The following is an 18,652-nucleotide window of genomic DNA, read 5'->3' on the forward strand; positions in this document are numbered from 1 at the left end:
AAAGAAAAAATAGGCGAAAAACGGCGTCTCAAAGGGGGTGGTCGCGCGTAGCGGGCGACGGTGTGCCGCCGTTGACGTTGGGGGTTTTGGCACGGCGTCCAGCCGCGACATTACCCCCATGTGACATTACATAAGGGCGTCCAACCCGCATGTACTGGCGCACGTCGTTCGGGCAGGCAAGCATGCTTTCCTGCACATGGTCGCAACGCGGCCACCTTCTTCGCCCCTGATGGTCGCCCCGCCTTTTCGCCCGACACCGTGGGGCGAACTGATGGGGCGACGTCATGGGGCGAACTGCTGACGAAGGAGGCATCGTGATTTTGAATAAGCTGGCCGTTTCACTGTCGCCGATAGTGAATGGCGCGCTGAGCTTCATGGCTTTTATGCAACAGCATCAACTGATGCTAGCGCTGTTATCGGGGCTGACGATGCCGTTTTTCGCGTCGATGAAAAGCGATGAACGGCAAAAAGCCCCGTTGTGGCAAAAGCTGATTATTGCTTTTTCCATACTGTGTTTTCTTTCGGGTACGATGGCCCCGGTTGTTATCTGGATTTTCCAGTGGCTTTATCGTGGCCGGGTAGTCGCCAGCATTCCCGTTCTGGCATGGCCGGTTCTGATTACTTTTACCGTAACGGGTTTTATTTTGCATATTCTGCTGCGCAGGGTATTAACCCCTGAATTAGACAAAATAAAGAAACGCCTCGTCAGAAAAACCACGCTTGAACGGGAATTACGCACCGATGTCCGTACGGTGAAATCACTGCTGCCGGAAACACTGCATTATAATCCGCTGGATTATATCGACCTGAACAAAGGGTTATTTATCGGCATGGACCGCGATGTTCAGCCGATGTATCTGCCGTTAAAAGACTGGCAAAAACAACACGCGGATATTATCGGCACCACCGGCGCCGGTAAGGGCGTTGCCTCCGGGATATTACTTTATCAAAGTATCCTGGCCGGGGAAGGCGTATTTGTGATGGACCCCAAGGATGATGAATGGGCCCCCCACCTTTACCGGAAAGCCTGCGAGGATGCAGGCAAACCTTTTGCCCTGATTGACCTGCGAAAACCCCAGTACCAGTTAAACCTGATTGAAGAGATCACCGCCGATGAGCTGGAAGAGCTTTTCGTTGCCGGTTTCAGCCTGGCAGAGAAAGGTCAGGAATCTGACTTTTATCGCATTGATGACCGGAAAGCGGCCCGGATAGCCGCGCAGTTTGTCACCCGTAATACTGACTCAACCATTCGGGATGTGTATAACGGCGACTACGTTCAGGGTATTGCCGATAAGATAAAAGCCTTTTTCGGGAAAATTGAAGAGCTGGCCTTACTCAATGCCATCAATGCCCCCACCGGATTTTCGCTTAATAAAATATTTGAGGAAGGCGGTTGCTGTTATGTAATTGGTTCAATGCGCAACAGCAAAATCATTACCGCTCAGCGCATGCTGCTGGTTCGCCTGTACCAGCTGGCAGAAAGGCGCGAGCGAGTGAAAGACGTGCCCCGCCCCATTGCAATTTATCTTTCCGAACTGAAATACCATTTATCCAGGCCCGCGCTGGAAGGTTTAAGCGCGGCACGCGATAAAGGCGTACACATTATTATGGACCACCAGTCGATTGCCGATTTAAAAGACTGTCCGGCAGATTTGAAAGGCGACGCCGTTGTCGGCGCAGTCGTTGAGAACGCTAAATTCAAACTGGTTTATCGTGTCATGGATCCTGACACCGCTGAATGGGTGGCCCGGATGTCAGGCACCATATTAGTCGATGATGAGGTCCGCAAAGCGAAAACCGATGCCGTGCTGACAGAGAGTATCGACGGTGAACGCACCATCAGGCAGGCGGAGCGTTTCTTTACCGACAGCAATATGATCCTGAACTTACCCGATTTTGTCAGCTTCATCTTCACGACAAAAGCACTCCCGTCTGCTTCTCTGATTTCGCCCATCAGGGTGAAAAAACGCGAACTGGAGATCTGTGCCGTGTCGCCCGCGATTGCCGCCACCGCCGCAACGGTAAATATCACCCTGGATTTTAACGAGGTGGAAACTTCCCCCGGACCCGCATCAAAGACGGATATCACCACAACGCGACCCGATCTTTTTTTTGATAATACGGACGAAGAAGACACAACAACACCGAACGCAGATAAAGAGGAAAACCCATCATTGCTGGATTTTTAAAGGGGGAATGATGCTGATCACCGCATATAGCGAACGCCAGACGCGACACCGCGAAAAAATACAACGACTACTGAATTTTCTGAAGGAAGAAACGTACAGTGATTTTAAAACGCTGATGCTGCTGTTTGGCTTCAGGGATCATAAATCGCTGTATTCCCTGCTTTCAAAAGTCGAGGGCATGGGCTTAATACAAAAGCGCGTCCTGATATCGCGCACAATGAAAATTTCATTATGGGGCATAACCAGTGACGGACTGGCCGTTGTGTTAACCCCAAACGATGCGCTTTTCCCGGCACGGTTTGAGCCTTCAAAAATCACCGGCTGGACGCTGGAACATCACCTTGATAATCAGGCAGCACGAATCATCCTTGAGCAAAAAGGCGCATCCGGATGGATAAACGGCGATCGCACAACCTTCCTCAGCCGTTATCAGGTCAGTCACCGCCCGGACGGGTTGATCACCTTGCCCGGCGGCACAGTGATCGCCATTGAGACCGAGCGCCGTCTGAAAACCAGAGCCCGTTACCAGTTGATCATCGCCAGCCATTTGCTGGCGCGGACCCGTAAAGACTGGATCTACGTTTTTTATATCGTGCCGGACCCGCAGAAAAAGCGCGGTCTTGAACGGCTGTTTGACAGCATCCGGCACGTTATGGTTAACCATCAGCACATCCCGCTGGAAACCCGCCATCGGAATGTCTTTCGCATCTATACACTCGACGAGTTGCAACGGCTCGATGTAAGCCACTGCATATAGTTTTTCTGTATCACCAACTGCCCCAACCCGCCCGCCGGCAGCGCAACGACCGGAAGTAATGCCCTACCAAAATACTGCCCCACTATCAGAACAGACAGGACTCCAGAATGAACAGAGAAACTGACCGACTTTCGGACGTACTGACCGAAATGAGCGCAAAAGCGTTGGTGACGTGGATGACACATTCTGCATTACATGGCTTGCCGCGTGAAGCATTACTGGAACGCGGCAACGATTTTGTATATGACTTACAAGCAAATTTTGTGCTGCTGCGTGATGTGCTGTCAGAAACGCTGGAAGATATTGAGCAGCAGAGCCATGACCTCGAAGAAAGACTAGATTGCCTGGAGCAGCGGCTGCAGACGCTGCAGAAAGATACTGACTTGTATTAGCTCAGACTTGACCTGGCACAACTACGACACAGGGCCAAACCTCATCTGACAGGCTGCTCTGGGTAGGTATAGTCATTCGAACCCTGAGAGTTACACAGTGAATGAAACGGATCTATAGCCATCTATCTGCGATTGTGATAATTATTAATTCCATACTTCTTAAGTAGGTATGGTAGAAAAATGAAAGGGAAGCTGCCTTTGTAAGCATGCCCAATACGGATGCAATAGTTTTGACGGGCGATTATTTTTGCCACAGTGAAACCTGCAGAAAAGCCTTTGCCGTACCCTATGTGCTGCCAGCGGGAAAATTTCCCCTAGCTAGTGGGAAGCGAATTGTTGACCTCTGTCAAATCCTCGCCCGGAAAGAGCCGCTATTTATGTTCTTGTGGTTTTCACCTGGTGACGGAGAGGCCCGTTTTGTACGACATGATCCAGCGTATAGCCACATTGGATGATGATTTAGGACAGCTCTAGAGTAGTCGTATCTGTGCTCACATGTGTGCTAGTGCTTACAGATTACAACGATGTTCCAGCCATCCTGAATGGCAACCCAACCGCAAAAGTGCCGTAAAAGTGGAGCGCCAGTGAAATAATGAAGAACAAAACGCCTACATACGAAGATTATCGGAACCACACTGGACTCCATTATCATAGACTATGGAAAGCAACGGGAGACAACTGGATCTGCCCTGGGTGTGGACGCAGCAAATTTCAGATCATGAGATGGACCCTCAGATTCCCGACTACACCGGCCGCTTTTATGGATTGGGTTGCAGCGTTACACAAACACCACGACCATTCTACTGACTACATGGGTTTAGGCGTGTCTCGGTTTCCTGAAACACTAATTTGTGACCAGTGTAATTCAGCAGATGGAACAGTAAAAAGGATGCTTAAACTGCCGAAAAAATTCTCGTTCTCCCCCCAGGAAATGCGGATGTTCATAGAGGCGACACCACACGGGAAACATAAAATTAATTACGAGCGAGCACTTGATCTTTTCACGCTACTAATGAAAAGCAATGATCGTGGTTCACGAATATTTTTTTAAGATATTGAATTTAAGAACATAGTTAACTGGCTAAAAACAAATGGTACATATGGCAAACACTCTTTTTTGTGGTAATGGAATAAACAGGCTTTCTGAAAATCACGTCACCTGGAGTGATTTGCTGGATAATATAAAAGGCATCAACAAATTCGAAAGCGGGCAACTGCCAAACACTATGGTGTATGAACGAATCTTTCTGGAAAAACATGCGCCAGATAGAAGCGAAAAAAAGATGAACTTGAAATAAAAAATGTTATAGCTAATGGACTGCGAGAACAAGGACCAAATGAGGTTCTTGAGGAGTTAGCATCATTACCCATTGAGCATTATCTTACTACTAATTATGATTACGCTTTCGAAAAGGCACTTAACATTTCGCCAGTAAAGCTCAGCTCAGAAGATATCTATAGCCTGAGAAGAAAGAGAATGTACGAGTCAGAGAACGATACAAAATTTCTCTGGAATATACACGGTGAAATAGATAACCCTAAATCCATTATGCTTGGGTTAGATCATTATTGTGGTTCAGTGAGTAAAATCGATGCATATGTTAAAGGTACGTACTCACATAAGATTAATGGTGTTGACGTTACTGTTAAGTCCATGTTAGACAAACTGAGGGATTTTTCATTTTTTGTCACACATCCTGGGTTGATCTCTTTTTCTCAAGCAATGTCCACATTCTCGGTTTTTCATTAGACTACAGCGAGACGGACATCTGGTGGTTGTTAAATAAACGAGCCTGCTTTTTATCTGAAGCAACAATAAATAAAAAATCTATTTTTATACCCATAACATTAGTGATAAAAAGAAAGGGTTGCTTGAAGCGTTCAGTGTCAAAGTTATTACAATTGAAGTAATAGGCGATAACTTCGAGGATATGTATTGGCCTGCTATCAAGAAAATAAACGCTAACTTCAATCAGGGTACAGCAAGCTAACTTAACGCATTGTGATTAAAGGAATCAAAAATGAAGATGATTTCGTACTGGAAAAATTCTAAACCATTCCATGAAGATGATGGGATGGTATTAATTTATGGTCACTATGATCATAAGCACGAATACAACGGCGGCACTAAAGAACTCGGCGTTCACTGGGATGGATATCCGCAGTCGCGTGGAATACTCAGTCCCTGTGTCATACCGGCTAACACACGTAATGCCATGCTCTCTGGCCTTTTGCACCAGGCGGTGACAAACGGTGATAAGCAGATGATGAATAACATTACTGAAGCAATTGAGTTCTTTAGCATCTAACATATAATCTTTCTCTGCATTCGATTGCAAACCTTATTCTGAGAGTAAACTTAGCAAGAGAAGACTGTCTATTTATTTTATGCATCCTCAGGAACTTACTGTTTAAGCAACCTTGGCTTTCACCATCTAATCTAGGTTGCCAAGTCTGAATCGCCGCTTCTGGCTGTTGGTAAGCTTACTCGGACTTACAGGGGAAGCGACCCGTGCCCTGTTGAAGAAGACTATTCGATTAAAGTATTGGTTCGTGTTAACAACTGCAAACGCCCGCTGTTCGCTCACAGCGAACCTTCTGCTCAGTTAGGTCGGCCGCTTCGCGCCAGAAGCGGACCTTTCAAGGTAAGCAAACCGACATAACTGACTGGCAGTGTGTCTAATACTGGGTGCTGGTCCACTACGAAATTGAAGCTGACCGTTCAAAGACTTTTAGTTAATTTATTTTTTATAACAGTTTAATTGTATAATCTCTACTGCAAATTTGGTTCAAAAAATCAACAAGATATTTCTGCCAGCGTACGTGCTTTGCCGAAATAAATAAATCAACATTAAACTCACGCCTAATTAGTTGTTCACTCGATAATATACTATCCAAATGTTCATCACCTAATGAGCGATGATGTAAAATTCTTTCATGTATTTTTTCAATCTCTATCTTACATTCATCATTATTATAAACACTTTCCAATTCAAATAATGAAATGTTTTTATTGAGTAAATCATCATTTTTATTCAAAGAAACAATCAAAGTATCATGCTGAATTTTATTGTCAGGACTAAAAGTAAAATCAAACAAAGCTTCTTTCTTAAGTTTATGAATGCTTGGATTAAAATAACCAACCATGTCAGCCTCGGACTTAAAACCTGAATTGCAACGAGTCCCTGCCGGTATGAAATTATATAATGACACAGCGAGAAATGGATATCTTGCTTTTGGATAGAAATGATCTATAGCTGTTCTATAATTTCGATTGACTCCAACGATAGTAGGAATAGGTTCGTCGTTACAATAAGGGCAAAATCGCAAATCAAACTTAGTTACGATGTCGAAACCATAATTATCACTAACATCTTTATATTTAAATGAATCTGGAAGTTCATTTAACCAATCAGGATAATTTACCTCATAGTATTTCTTCCGTTTTTTTGAACAACCTTTGATTATATTATTAATGTCTTTTAGTACGTTAAGAGTTTGTGTGGGTGTTTTAGATTTTTGCAATTTTGATAATAGGTGTTTCTTTAAAAAATAATCATTTTTTAGATTAATAGTAAAGTCTACTATCAACACCCCTTTTATTTCATTGATTTTATTTGCATCTTGGCGTGCATTTAAATTATCAACCTCATCATCCAGATGTATATTTTTTAAATATCTACTAGGATTAAAACGTTCGATCAATAGTAAAAAATTATCTTCTATAAAATTTATATGCTGCTCTAGTTTATCAGCTGGGCACAAAACCATGCTGGTTACTTTCTTTTCTGAAAAGCAAAGATCAAAAGCACTTAAATATTTAACGCACACTTTTTGACGTAGCAATGTCAGTGAGGGTATTACTTTTTGTACGATAATTGTTGACTTATAAATGCCAATGAACTTAGAATCAAAAGTAGAAGATGTCGATATCATTGCATACCACCGAGCATTTTCCTGATATTTTCGCTTTTAATCTTAGATATTAGCCAATGATCATATTCTGTTAATTCCTCATTATTTCTTCGATGCAGTATTCCTTCGATATATTTTTTAGAGTGCACTCCAAAAGTTGACTCAATATGTAATCCATTGATATACAAATCTGTTATTTGCGTTCCAAAACCATGTGACTCACCAATACTAACGATTCCCTTATTATTTTTTATCAAGGTAATGATATTTTCTGGCAAAAAATCCCCTATTATGATAGGAGAATGAGTGGTCATTAATATTTGTGTCCGCTCAATTGGAAAATTTTTTGATATAAAAATAAGCAGATCACTTAAGAAATTACGTTGCCAATCGGGATGTAAATAGAGATCAACCTCATCCATGAAAATGAAATAACTTTCTTTACTACTTCTTTTTGGATTGTTAATAAAATAATATAATTCAGAGAAAAGGTTCAACTTAGCAAATTCACCTGTACTAAACCCCTCCCAGCCATATGGTATATTTTTGGCTATACTATTTGAAAGATAACCTATCAATTCTGAGAGGTTAAATATTGTATCAACATGACTAGTCTCTAGATAAAACCCATCAAGTTTCTCATTCTTGATAAATAACACCTTCTCATCATTAATTAAATGATTAACTTCATAAGAGAGATTTATTATCTTTTTAATCTCCTTATCAATATATTCAATTATTTCAAAAATATCATCTTTTTCAAAAAAGTTATTTTTTTGATCATTTATATTTTTGTTATATTGAGATAGTAAGTCGGTGATGAAATTAATATTGAAGGAGGAATTATCTCGAACATAACAGATCATTAATATTAAATATAAAACATCTTGAATAGACCTTTCTTTTTTTATTTTCCTAGATGCTCCTTGACAAATCAATGAAATATTGAACTTTATTAGTTGAGACTCTATGCTAAAGTGATTATTGCTATTGTAATGATCAATGAATTCAAAATGTAGCTTTTCTAAATCTCTTTTTTCGAAGAAAATAAAATTTCTATCTATAACCTCATCTAAAACCGATCTAAGAAATGCTGTTGATGAAGGTGAAAATTTAAATGTATATTTTATTGTTGTTTTTTGTAAGTCATCTGATGCTGAGTAATGTTGTAAATAAGACATTAGGCGTGAAAATCTTTCACGAATAAAACTAAGACTTTGTTTCTGATAATCAGATAATGATAAATCATAGATTAGCTTAGATTTATTTTTTTTTATGACTTCTAGTCTGTTCGCATCTGTCAAATTGCTAGATTTTATCAATGAGACATTATTTATATTTAAAAAATCTTGATAATCATCAATCACACTGTATTCTTCAGTGGTTAGAATATTTATATTTTTCTTATATATATTCACTGGGCATATAAATACATTTCCGACATCATCGTACCATACAATAATTCCTGAAGAATTACCGCCCGAAGCTGAATCTTCTAAAAACTCAAGGACCGTTGATTTACCAGTACCATTTTTTCCAATAATGGCACTTATTGATACACCATTATAATAAATTTTTGCAGATTCATTTCGATGGATTGTGAGGTTACCATGTTTATAATCACAATCCAGAGATGAATCAATGATTAGCTGTATGTTTTTCAAAACTTTATGCTCACTTATCCATATGTAAGCCAACTTCATAATGTTACTCCTTTTCCATGATATCACTTTGCAGTATGAAAGATACTTTATCAATTTGACGTAAACTATTCATCTTTTTTGAGATTGCTATCTGTTTAAAGGGAACTTACATTTACTTAACGACCATTATGATTGTTGAGTTTTTTATCTGCAGCTTTGTGTAAGCACACCTGTTTTAGTTCCACACACTTTTTGAGATTTCCGGATTTTCAGCCATCAGCCGGTACTCTTCCGGCGTCAGGTTATTCAGGGATTCATGAGGCCGCTCGCTGTTGTATTCCGTCAGCCAGCGTTCTGTGATTTCCCTCGCTTCATTCAGGGTTCTGAACAGATAAAAATCCAGTATCTCTGTCCGGTACGTTCGGTTAAAACGTTCGATGAAGGCATTTTGCGTTGGTTTTCCCGGTTTGATAAATTCCAGCATCACGCCATGCTCTTCAGCCCACTGTGCCAAAGTCAGCGAGATTAGCTCCGGGCCATTGTCCATCCGCAGTTTCAGCGGATAACCACGGTTTGCCACGATCCTGTCCAGTACTCTGACCACCCGCTGCGCCGGGATATTCAGATCGATTTCTATTGCGAGAGCCTCGCGGTTAAAGTCATCCACCACATTGAAGGTCCGAAAGCGTCTGCCGCAGACCAGCGCATCATGCATAAAATCTATCGACCAGCTCTGGTTCAGTGCTTCCGGCGTCGCCAGCGGAGTCGGATTGCGCACCGGCAGACGTTGCTTTCCCTTACGGCGAAAATTCAGTTTCAGCAGGCAGTAAATGCGATGAACGCGTTTATGATTCCAGGCATTGCCTTGCCTGCGCAGCACCTGAAACAGCTTCTTAAAACCGTAACGGGGATAGCGTTCAGCCACCTCCGCCAGAGCCTGGATCACCGGTTCATCACGACAGGTGTCCGGCTGATAAAAATACACCGTCCTGCTCAGCGACAATGTCCTGCATGCCTGGCGTATGCTCATCGCAAACTGCGCGGTCAGGTAACTGACGAGCTCACGCTTTATCGCTGGTTTTAAAGCTTTTTTTCGATGACATCTTTCAGAGCACGACACTCGAGACTCAGATCGGCAAACATCTGTTTCAGACGACGATTTTCATCCTCCAGATCTTTCATCTTTTTGATATCAGAAGCTTCCATACCACCAAACTTCGCTTTCCAGTTGTAATAGCTGGCTTCGGAAATGCCGGCTTCGCGGCAGACATCCTTGACGGTACGTCCAGCTTCGACGGACTTCAGAACGGCGATGATCTGGTGCTCAGTGAATCGGGCTTTACGCATGACGATCTCCTCAAGTGACATAATCAGTATGTCGGAAGATCTCTAAAAGTGAATGGGCCGTTTTGCAGGGATACTTACACCAAAACCGACGCAGGCGACTGGCCAACACCCGACACCTCCGCGTTATGGGCACGCTTCCGAACCGAAGCTCTCAGCGGAGGCATCCAGAAATGGTCAGTCGAACGCTACAAGTGCCTACTCGATACCGAGTCCTCCCCGCCCGCTGGCCTCTATCGAATCCTCACCGATGAAGGGGACGCGCGGACTTGGCTGGCAACCCCCGACTACCAGCGGATCGCCGTCTTCAGGAAGCCAGCGGTTGATCCCAAGCCCAGCCTATTCTCGGGACGGTTACCGGGCAAAACCCGGCTCGTGGATGCTCTACGCGTCGGCCGCGGAAAGTTGCGTTGGCCGGCTGCCGACGCCTAAAAGGGAACGGCCAAGATGCGGTATGCCTGGATCGACGACCAGAAGCGCGCACCTGTCGCGAATGGAGAGCGAACAACCTGCCGCGACTGTGGCGACGTACTAGCCGAAACGATGATCTACGAAATGGAACGCCGCGGCGAGTTTCGGCGTCGCTTCAATCTGACGTCACGCTGCCTAGTGTGGAACCCCACGGACAATGCCACAGTGGAGTCGTTCAACGGCAGGCTGCGGCAGGAGTGCCTGAACGAAAACTGGTTCATGTCCCTGGAGGATGCACAGTGCAAAATCGAGGCCTGGCGCATACACTATAATCAGAGAGGCTCCCATTCTGCGCTGGGCTGGATGGCCCCGTCCGAATTTGCTGAAAAGTCTGCCGGTTGCCAGAACATGCAACCAACATGAAGCCGGTTATTCCTGATTATGACTGGAGCATATTCGGGGTCAGGGTCAAATGAAGATATTACTAACATCACGGTGTATTAATCAACGGGGTGCAGATCAGCATGCATAACTATTTGTGTGCTTGGAAAAAAACGGCTTTTAAGAAGCTAAAGGCCGTTTAGTGTTTTAATAGCTATTGAGTACATTGATGTTAAGCGGTTTAATACTCCGGCTTATCAGCATTTCTACCCGTAGAATTTAGGATAAAAATACGACTTGTACTACTTAAGTGATACTTATTATTTCCACCTATTTACTCTCAGCTATCACTAGAGCTGGTGGTATTGGGCACCTTCATATTCCGCATCTTATACATCATATTTGCGTTAAGTCTAGCTTGTTCATTGACACTGAGAAAATCAATTCGTCCATTTGGCAATTTCCTAACTTTTAGAATTCCTTCCATGGATATATGGGGAGCCACATGAAACTTGCCTTGCTTCATTATATTATGTAAACAGTGAAATCGAAGTTCGAACTCCGATCTAGTTTGCGGTGTCTCAAATGTATCAAAATTCATATGTTCTCCAATGTTATCCGAAAGAAACTAGTCCAATAGGTTTTAGATCTAACTCAAATACCCAAATCAATTTGAAGCCATGTGGTAACCTGAGAGCATTTGCATCAATCGACAGATAGCAACCCTCATTAAATGGCGCCCCCTCATACTTTTCTTTTAGTCGTCCTGACTTCCACCAATTCCGTTTTAAATTTGAGCTAGTTGCTCCAGTGATTTGCATGAAATGCGTTGTTGGTATTGCAGGGGTAAAGCTACCAAAGTACGCAGGTAAAGCTTCAACATTAGCACAAGTGTCAATCACGCAAGTCTTATCTAGTGAAGGCTTATCAAGTGACAAGAAGCGCCCTGAAGGAAGAGGAAGATTTTCTGGGTTATCTGATAAGTATGCAGTTAATCTTACTAACCTCAGTTGACCTTCAAACCAAACCCTTTCAAAATAATCTAAGTAAATACTTTTTCCATGTAACGGCTTTGGCTCCTTAGAATGAAGCCATTGTAAAGCTGGAGAGTCAAAACTGCTAATTCTCAAGTTGTCTAAACGAGTAGGATTATATTTTCTGAAAACATTTTCAATATGTTTGCATTCTGATTCATTTGCAACATCTGTAAATGCTACTTGAAATACGTAGCGAACTCTATCCGACCAACGATTAGGGTATTTAGTATTTTCATAATAACCCTCCGCCAACAACTGTTCCAGCTCCAAGCATACTTCTATAGATAATGGTAAACACACATCTTTCAATGCCGACTCGGCTTGAGTCAATACATAGGCGCTTGTTAAACCTAGTTTCTCTAGTCTTAACCAACTAGGCTTAATGCATTCGGCCCATGAAGGTAAGTCAACATCCATCAATCTGCTGTTATCAACCGTATTGCAAAGTCGACCTCTTAATTTACTTAAAGCTTCTGCTGCAGATTCAAAATCTTTCATAGCAGCTTCCCTAGCAATGCGTATTAGAACTGAATATCTTCCGACATGTTTACAGCCCTGTTGTATAGAGTTAAAGTCGAGCTCTTGAGCCAGTGTCTCCCAAATTTGTTTTGTTATAGACATTTGATCAAGAGCACCGCAAATGACATCAGGGTGAATGCCTGTATCCATTGAAAAAGCTTTGGCGCCAAAAAGCCGGACAAAGTCTGGGTAGCTTCTTGATAACCAAATCAGCATTTCAGATGCTTTTTCTCGCCTTAACCAAAGAGGGTGGTCAATCACATGAAGAAGCAAAGTGGCTAGGCAATGAGGTAACTCATTATCGTCCCTCTCATCTAGAAACCTATAGCCAGCGGTTTCTTTGTCCGCAGCACCAACCATGAGTTTTGTGTGCTCGTTAGTTACACGAAGAAGTTCTGCTTGCTCATCGTTAGAAGAATAACTAGCTAACCACTCTATTAAGTCGTTGGCTATCCGCCAATTTTCCGTATGGCGTTCATTAAGTATTAAAGGTGAGTACAGTTTGACTAAATCACAAACTGAGCCATTCGTTCTCAAAAGCAGAGATTGTCCATCCGCTACCTTAGAAACTTGACCACCCCATATTGACCATCCACCACTTTGAATTAATGTCAATCCTGAAATGATTTCTTTTTGTGCTTCCGAAAAATTACGGCGTCGTAGATATTTCTCCACTTTAGCTAGAGAGGTAGTAGCTTCAGAGATTGAAGTTCTGGAGCCAAAAAGTCCCGGCATATAGATAGCGTCGGAATCTTCTTTCTGCTCATTTGCTCGATTATTCGCCTTAACCGTATTTTCTTCAGGTATTGTAAGTGTGGTTCTTTGGGGCTCGGGCAAAACCATATAATTAGTGAATCTAGCTTCGAATGTCTCTGTGTATCGTTCAGGTATGGATGAAGCAATCAATACGATAAATTCGGAACAATCTTTTTTATTTTCAAATTCAGATTCACAAATAACTTCTAATCGGTCCATTATCATGGTGAGAGCGTTATCATCACCTGAAACTTTGTCAATCAAAAGTTTATAGGATTCAGCAAATCTATTAATATAGCGAGAGTCACCAAATTGAAAACTTTCTAATAATGCCCAGCAAAGCTGCCAGTCGGCACTTGAGATTAATGGATTAATAAGGTACAGAATCGAATCTTGTTCATCCAATGCTCCTCCAGGGAACCGAGTCCCTTTTATTGCAGATATTCTATCAATGTCACCTTTAGTTACCTCCTGATGCATTTGCTCTAAGGTTCCGTAGGTTTGTCTTATAAAATATTTAACTGCACTGGAAAATTCATTACGTGAACATAAAGCCTTGAGGAAATCACGTTTAGCGTACCGAACGAAACGCTGAAATGTCATTTCTCCAGCCGCTGCATCTAGTAGACCAGCAATTTTGCTAAGTTCACCTGACACTAAACTCGACGTATGACTTAGAGACTGAAGAACGGTAACACTTAACCCAAACTGATCTTCTTTATACCAACTAGGTCCCATCGAGAATGATAAAACAAGTTGATAAGTTTTATTTGCTTCGTCTGAAGCGTCTAATTTGGTATAAAATGGAATTATGCTAAGCAACTCTGGTACAAGTTCATATCTATTCTCTAAGTTATTAACTACGAACTCTTTCCAACGCTCCACCAGGGAAAACACTTGATCTTCTGTATTTAAATCCATTGGCTTATTAACAATATTTGCCAGGATTAGGTTTAGAGTTCTTCTAAATCCTTCAGAGTAGATACCGCATTGGGAACTAAATTGTCCCTCGACAAAGTTAAGTAATTCACTGATTTTATCAGGATATACATCAGTAATTAGTATTGTTAATGATTGATATAATTGGGGAACTATACTTTCTGGTAAACCATAGGCATCTTCCCATTGAACACGCTGTGCAAGACTAAACTTTAAATAGTCAAAAATATCCTTTTTTAAAATTTCCCAAACTTTTTGCAAGCCTATATTGTCCCCAGCCTCTTTGAATCTTCTAGCAGAACCATCACACCAAGCTACAACGCTATACATTGAATTGAGGCCGTTTAACCAAGTACGTGGAGATATAGTGACTAAGTCAGGATAAGTAAATTCTGTATCAATAAATGCCTTAAGTCTCCATGCTGCAAAACCATTCTCTAGTTTTGAGTGATCAATGGAAATATTGTCATCTGCAATAAATGTTATCGGTGATGGTTTGTCACTTGAAATTTCTCCTAACGCAAGAATAATATCGCTAGATGCGCCCAGAGACAAAAAACAGTCGATTACACTAGGGTGAACTTTTATTTTTTCATTACAACACTCTGAAATTAAGATTTTTATGTCAGGAAACACTTGTTCAAGGAGAACTTTATCAGTATTAATACCATAGTTATCACATAGGCCTTTATATAAAATAGCGGAAAATACAATTGGTTCTGCGATCTCTTCTAGTGGTCCGTTGTAAAGTTTTCGTATTTGATCAAGGGACATGTAACGGCCAGATAAACACATTGATGCAGCTAGCATGTAAGTCATCATCTCACTTCGAAGATGCTTACTTGTCTCCTCATCTTTAGAAGATTCATCGATGGCTTTCATCCAATAAAATTGGAAATTAGCAAGTGATGCGTGCGAATTTTTGTCTTTAGCGCGAATCCTTAGAAGATACTGCTGTAATTGAAGGTCATAAATATCAAGAAACACCCTATAAGAAAGCCCATTTCCGTTAAACACTTGTTCGAGTTCTTCAGTTAAGTTCTTCTCTACAATACTTAATAACTCTAAAGCTTCCATATAGCTGTGAGAGTCAACTAGCTTCAATGCAATTGTGAGAGCTTCTTCCAGCGGTATAATTAACTGCTTATATCGACTTACATGCTGCAGAACTTCCTGGTTTTTCCCTATAGAGATCAAAGCATTTGCTGTTAAATCAGCAGATTGAGCAAATAGAGTGTTGTAGCGGAATCGAATTCTTTGATTAAGCAAAAGGATTCGTACTGTTTCAACTAAACTACCTAGCTCAGTTGCTACTTTCAAAATACCTTTAAGATCTTCAAGGATAGTATCAGGCTCAACCCCTTGATAAACGCAATCATCAACCCAGTTTTGAGTACATAAAGTTACTAATAGCGCTTTATCTTGCCCCTCGGACTTAAGTCCATGATAAATTAGGTTAAGTACACTGTACTTTTCGTCTTTTTGTTTTTTACAGTACTCAACCAGCCGTGATTGAATATCCTGCTCTCGTAATGCTGTCTTCTCAAGTAGAAAGTCAGAAAATGAAGAGTGATAGATTGTTGTCTGATTTGGAGACAACAATAAGTGCCGTATTCTTGCTAAAGTGCTAATCAATATCGACTGTTCGTTTGGATTCAAAATTTTAGTGAATTGGTTAATGGGGACTCCCCAGCGCAAACGAACAACTATTGCTAGTAAATTTATGGCGTCATTATCTTCCATCAGCTTCAGCCACAGCAAGTCATAGTATTTTCGAATGCTGCCATCAATTAACGGCAATTCACAGATTTCATCTTCGCTCGCTCCTGAGTTGACGAGATCGATTAAATAGCGAAGGTATAATGGGTGTCCTTGGGCTCGTTCGCAGATTAAGTTTATAGTTTTTGAACTAACGTGCACACCTGTAAGAGCTCTATAGCAATAATCTTTGACATCATTATCTGTAAGAGAGGGCATAGAAATACATGCCTCAACTCCAAGTCTTTTACCTAATCGAGTTGCAACTTGCTCATAGTTAGGTGCGGAAAGAACAATTACCAATCCAGGAAGTAATGTCATAGGTAACAGCCCAATGAACTTGTTAAGAGCTTCGGCATCTTGACGTTCAACTTCATCTAATCCGTCAATGAACAGTACTCCTTTTACATTTCTTGAGGAGTAAACACCACTTAGCTTAATGAAAAGTTGTTCTGTCTTAGTTATTAACTCTGGATAATCACCATTTTCTATACGTCCAGGAGATCCTGTGGTGAAGATCGATACTTGCATGTTTAACCAATTGAAAAACTCTTGTGGTTGGGCCAGCCGAGTGGCGTTTTTGGAGCTTTTTGGGGGGGTAAAACTATATGTACCGAAGTGTTCTAAAGAAGAGTCTATAGGGGTGTATATTTCACAAAATGTTGATTTACCTATACCATGTGCACCATTAATGAATAGGTAACTGTTTTCTTGCTCAATAGCAAATTTATCAAATTGCTTAATAAATGAATTTCTAGAGGCTAAATCTTTACGCTTATACCCATCGTTATTAGTTTCGACATTCAATCCATGTTCATTCAAAAAGGTGCGCATACTAAATACAGAAACAACACCAATAGTTTTTTCTACGGAAACTCTAATAACGCCCACACAAGTGCCGTTACAAACTACTGATGCTCCAGAAAATCCTTTGTAGTCGTTTAAAGATAATGCTTCATCTATACTGATCTCTATATCAGAGCGAAGCTTAGGTCTGTCAAACGTCTGAATAATTGTTCCCTCTAAACGATGCCCCATAGTTAATTTAGTAACAGGCCATCCGTAGGAATAAAATCGGCTTCCACCTAATGGTAATATCCCACTAAGTTTGACTGGAGAAATATTGCACTCAATTTCTAACTCTACTAAAGCGATGTCTAACTTTGCATCATGACCAAGAACATGAGCTTTCATTGCTAAAATGGGGGAACCAAAATCAAAAATTATACTTAATTCTGAATCACTTTCAATTGCATTGGCTACACAATGCCTAGCAGTTAATACTATTTTCGGTGTAATTAGTAATCCTGTACCATATTCATCACCACATTCAATCTTACAAGTTGCTACTTTCATTTCAGTGTCTAACATGATTGTTCCTTTGTAATTTCTATCCAACCAGTTGCGTCTTCTTCAACAATGAAAGTAGCGCCTGTAGTTGCTTGATAATCTCTAATTTCTCTCGATGCTGGGGTCGAATAGTTAAAATAGAGAGTCCTTGTAAAGCTTGCTTCCCTATCAATTATCGCTCGAAGAAGTTCAATATCAGGGTGATTGTGTTTGCTACCATCTGATGAAATGAAATACCTTGGAGCATCTATAACCCTGAGTAGCTCAGGACTAGTATTGTAGTTACTTCCATGGTGAGATATTTTTATTGCATCAAACATCATGGTTTCTCCCTGAGACTTCAGTCTCTGGATCTCCATCAAAATATCTTCTGCCAATGCATCTGCAAGCATTAACAATCGAATTCCATTTAACTCGATAATGGTTGCAATAGAACTAGCATTAGTTGGTGAGTCATCCGGTTTATATATATCCTCAAGCCTTTTATTGCACCCTGCAGATATGAGACTTTCTCCTTTAGCCTGTACTTTATTATTGTGCTCAAAGTTAAGCTCAAAAGCATCGTCAATAGTTTGGCTCGTGCTTACAGGACTAGTAAAACCATAGCGCCTTAAGTCCCGTTGCCATGATTTAATTAAGCTGTTCAGTCGATCTCTTGACGGTGTTAGTACTCTTACGAAGCCATCTTGGAATTGCTTATGTTGCACGGAGTCGATACATATGCTTTGTGTGCCATCAGTTCGATTCCAGGTATACTCTCCAGCTTTAATCAAAGTTGCCAATGTAGAGCCTTGTCTGGCACTGATCTCGTTAACGCTTGGGAGCGAGCTGATCTCTTTCGGATGACCTCGCTTAATGATGGCGTCAATCACTTCAAGGTCTTCAGGTGGTAGAGTGGTTTGATTTACTGAAGTCAAGCTTCGGAGACTGTTGTGCCAAACCTCTTCAATAGAAATAATATTTTTAGCATTTGAATCACCGTTTGAGGCCAGAAGGCGAATGATACCTCCAATGTGATCAGCATCAATATGCGTGATGATAATTAGATTTAAACATGCATTTTTAGCTACTAACTCTTTGAGATCTTTTTGTATGTATGAACTGAAGGTGCTGGCATACCCACCGTCTATAAGGATGTTAGTTCTGTTGGTACTTAGTAGAAAAGCATCTCCATTTTGGGCTGGGTACATTTTGATTCGCACGGTACATCCTTGGGGCTGTTATGATCCTATAAATATGCTAAGTATAAGCAATTTTTGTC

The 18,652-nt window shown here is 41.3% G+C and carries 13 protein-coding genes and 1 pseudogene; 8 read left to right on the top strand and 6 right to left on the bottom strand.

The features are described from left to right. Positions 1 to 120 precede the first annotated feature (120 nt). From A8F97_RS24090 to A8F97_RS10800, 7 genes are all read left to right on the top strand, one after another. The gene (locus tag A8F97_RS24090) at positions 121 to 318 is read left to right on the top strand and encodes a hypothetical protein (protein ID WP_127087867.1); all 198 of its coding nucleotides are present in this window, start codon (positions 121 to 123) and stop codon (positions 316 to 318) included. Further along, positions 315 to 2,189 carry a type IV secretory system conjugative DNA transfer family protein gene (locus A8F97_RS10770; RefSeq protein ID WP_033071986.1) on the top strand — a complete coding sequence of 625 codons (1,875 nt, stop codon included), beginning with the start codon at positions 315 to 317 and terminating at the stop codon, positions 2,187 to 2,189. Before A8F97_RS24090 ends, A8F97_RS10770 begins: the two co-directional genes overlap by 4 nt. A gap of 10 nt (positions 2,190 to 2,199) precedes the next feature. Beyond that, positions 2,200 to 2,946: a MobC family replication-relaxation protein gene (gene mobC / locus A8F97_RS10775; RefSeq protein WP_033071185.1), complete on the top strand. Its 747-nt coding sequence runs from the start codon at positions 2,200 to 2,202 to the stop codon at positions 2,944 to 2,946. Between the two features lie 107 nt (positions 2,947 to 3,053). Then, the gene (locus A8F97_RS10780; protein WP_033071184.1) at positions 3,054 to 3,338 is read left to right on the top strand and encodes a hypothetical protein; all 285 of its coding nucleotides are present in this window, start codon (positions 3,054 to 3,056) and stop codon (positions 3,336 to 3,338) included. Positions 3,339 to 4,438: 1,100 nt separating this feature from the next. Continuing rightward, on the top strand, positions 4,439 to 4,636 hold the full coding sequence (locus tag A8F97_RS10790) for a hypothetical protein (protein ID WP_127087866.1): 198 nt from the start codon (positions 4,439 to 4,441) through the stop codon (positions 4,634 to 4,636). Between the two features lie 125 nt (positions 4,637 to 4,761). Beyond that, complete coding sequence (locus A8F97_RS25150; protein WP_416348679.1) at positions 4,762 to 5,088, top strand: hypothetical protein; 327 nt, start codon at positions 4,762 to 4,764, stop codon at positions 5,086 to 5,088. A 271-nt stretch (positions 5,089 to 5,359) separates the two neighbouring features. Next, positions 5,360 to 5,647, top strand: a complete 288-nt coding sequence (locus A8F97_RS10800; protein ID WP_033071181.1) for a hypothetical protein — start codon at positions 5,360 to 5,362, stop codon at positions 5,645 to 5,647. 439 nt (positions 5,648 to 6,086) lie between these two features. On the opposite strand, the gene A8F97_RS10805 is transcribed toward A8F97_RS10800, so the two are convergent. From A8F97_RS10805 to A8F97_RS10815, 3 genes are all read right to left on the bottom strand, one after another. Then, positions 6,087 to 7,274 (bottom strand): hypothetical protein, encoded by a 1,188-nt coding sequence (locus A8F97_RS10805; protein WP_033071180.1) that lies wholly within the window; start codon positions 7,272 to 7,274, stop codon positions 6,087 to 6,089. Continuing rightward, positions 7,271 to 8,956 (bottom strand): AAA family ATPase, encoded by a 1,686-nt coding sequence (locus tag A8F97_RS10810; RefSeq protein ID WP_050512642.1) that lies wholly within the window; start codon positions 8,954 to 8,956, stop codon positions 7,271 to 7,273. Before A8F97_RS10810 ends, A8F97_RS10805 begins: the two co-directional genes overlap by 4 nt. Positions 8,957 to 9,131: 175 nt before the next feature. After that, positions 9,132 to 10,243 (bottom strand): IS3 family transposase gene (locus tag A8F97_RS10815; RefSeq protein ID WP_099092839.1). Its coding sequence is split into 2 segments (ribosomal slippage): positions 9,132 to 9,982 and positions 9,982 to 10,243, totalling 1,113 coding nucleotides; the frame shifts between segments, so codons are not numbered across the junction. A gap of 615 nt (positions 10,244 to 10,858) precedes the next feature. Between A8F97_RS10815 and A8F97_RS23205 the strand changes: the two are divergent. Further along, positions 10,859 to 11,074: pseudogene (locus A8F97_RS23205) on the top strand (integrase core domain-containing protein); the annotation flags it as partial. Positions 11,075 to 11,372: 298 nt separating this feature from the next. Here the strand turns inward: A8F97_RS23205 and avs1c are convergent. Genes avs1c through avs1a form a run of 3 tightly spaced genes read right to left on the bottom strand, consistent with a single transcriptional unit; the run spans position 11,373 to position 18,593 of the window. Beyond that, positions 11,373 to 11,633, bottom strand: coding sequence for an AVAST type 1 anti-phage system protein Avs1c (gene avs1c / locus A8F97_RS25020; RefSeq protein ID WP_033071177.1), 261 nt, complete (start codon positions 11,631 to 11,633; stop codon positions 11,373 to 11,375). 13 nt (positions 11,634 to 11,646) lie between these two features. Then, entirely contained in the window at positions 11,647 to 17,412 is a 5,766-nt protein-coding gene (gene avs1b / locus A8F97_RS10840; RefSeq protein ID WP_033071176.1) for an AVAST type 1 anti-phage system protease Avs1b, read from the bottom strand. After that, positions 17,406 to 18,593: an AVAST type 1 anti-phage system MBL fold metallo-hydrolase Avs1a gene (gene avs1a, locus A8F97_RS10845; protein ID WP_050512641.1), complete on the bottom strand. Its 1,188-nt coding sequence runs from the start codon at positions 18,591 to 18,593 to the stop codon at positions 17,406 to 17,408. The genes avs1b and avs1a overlap by 7 nt, the downstream gene beginning before the upstream one ends. Between the last annotated feature and the right edge of the window lie 59 nt (positions 18,594 to 18,652).

It is taken from the genome of Pectobacterium parmentieri, assembly GCF_001742145.1.
Taxonomy (GTDB): Bacteria; Pseudomonadota; Gammaproteobacteria; order Enterobacterales; family Enterobacteriaceae; genus Pectobacterium; species Pectobacterium parmentieri.

Coding starts and splice junctions, on each gene's coding strand:
- avs1b (WP_033071176.1), bottom strand. CDS start 17,412: ATGTTAGACACTGAAATGAAAGTAGCAACTTGTAAGATTGAATGTGGT.
- A8F97_RS10780 (WP_033071184.1), top strand. CDS start 3,054: ATGAACAGAGAAACTGACCGACTTTCGGACGTACTGACCGAAATGAGC.
- A8F97_RS10805 (WP_033071180.1), bottom strand. CDS start 7,274: ATGATATCGACATCTTCTACTTTTGATTCTAAGTTCATTGGCATTTAT.
- A8F97_RS10790 (WP_127087866.1), top strand. CDS start 4,439: ATGGCAAACACTCTTTTTTGTGGTAATGGAATAAACAGGCTTTCTGAA.
- mobC (WP_033071185.1), top strand. CDS start 2,200: ATGCTGATCACCGCATATAGCGAACGCCAGACGCGACACCGCGAAAAA.
- A8F97_RS10810 (WP_050512642.1), bottom strand. CDS start 8,956: ATGAAGTTGGCTTACATATGGATAAGTGAGCATAAAGTTTTGAAAAAC.
- avs1c (WP_033071177.1), bottom strand. CDS start 11,633: ATGAATTTTGATACATTTGAGACACCGCAAACTAGATCGGAGTTCGAA.
- A8F97_RS10800 (WP_033071181.1), top strand. CDS start 5,360: ATGAAGATGATTTCGTACTGGAAAAATTCTAAACCATTCCATGAAGAT.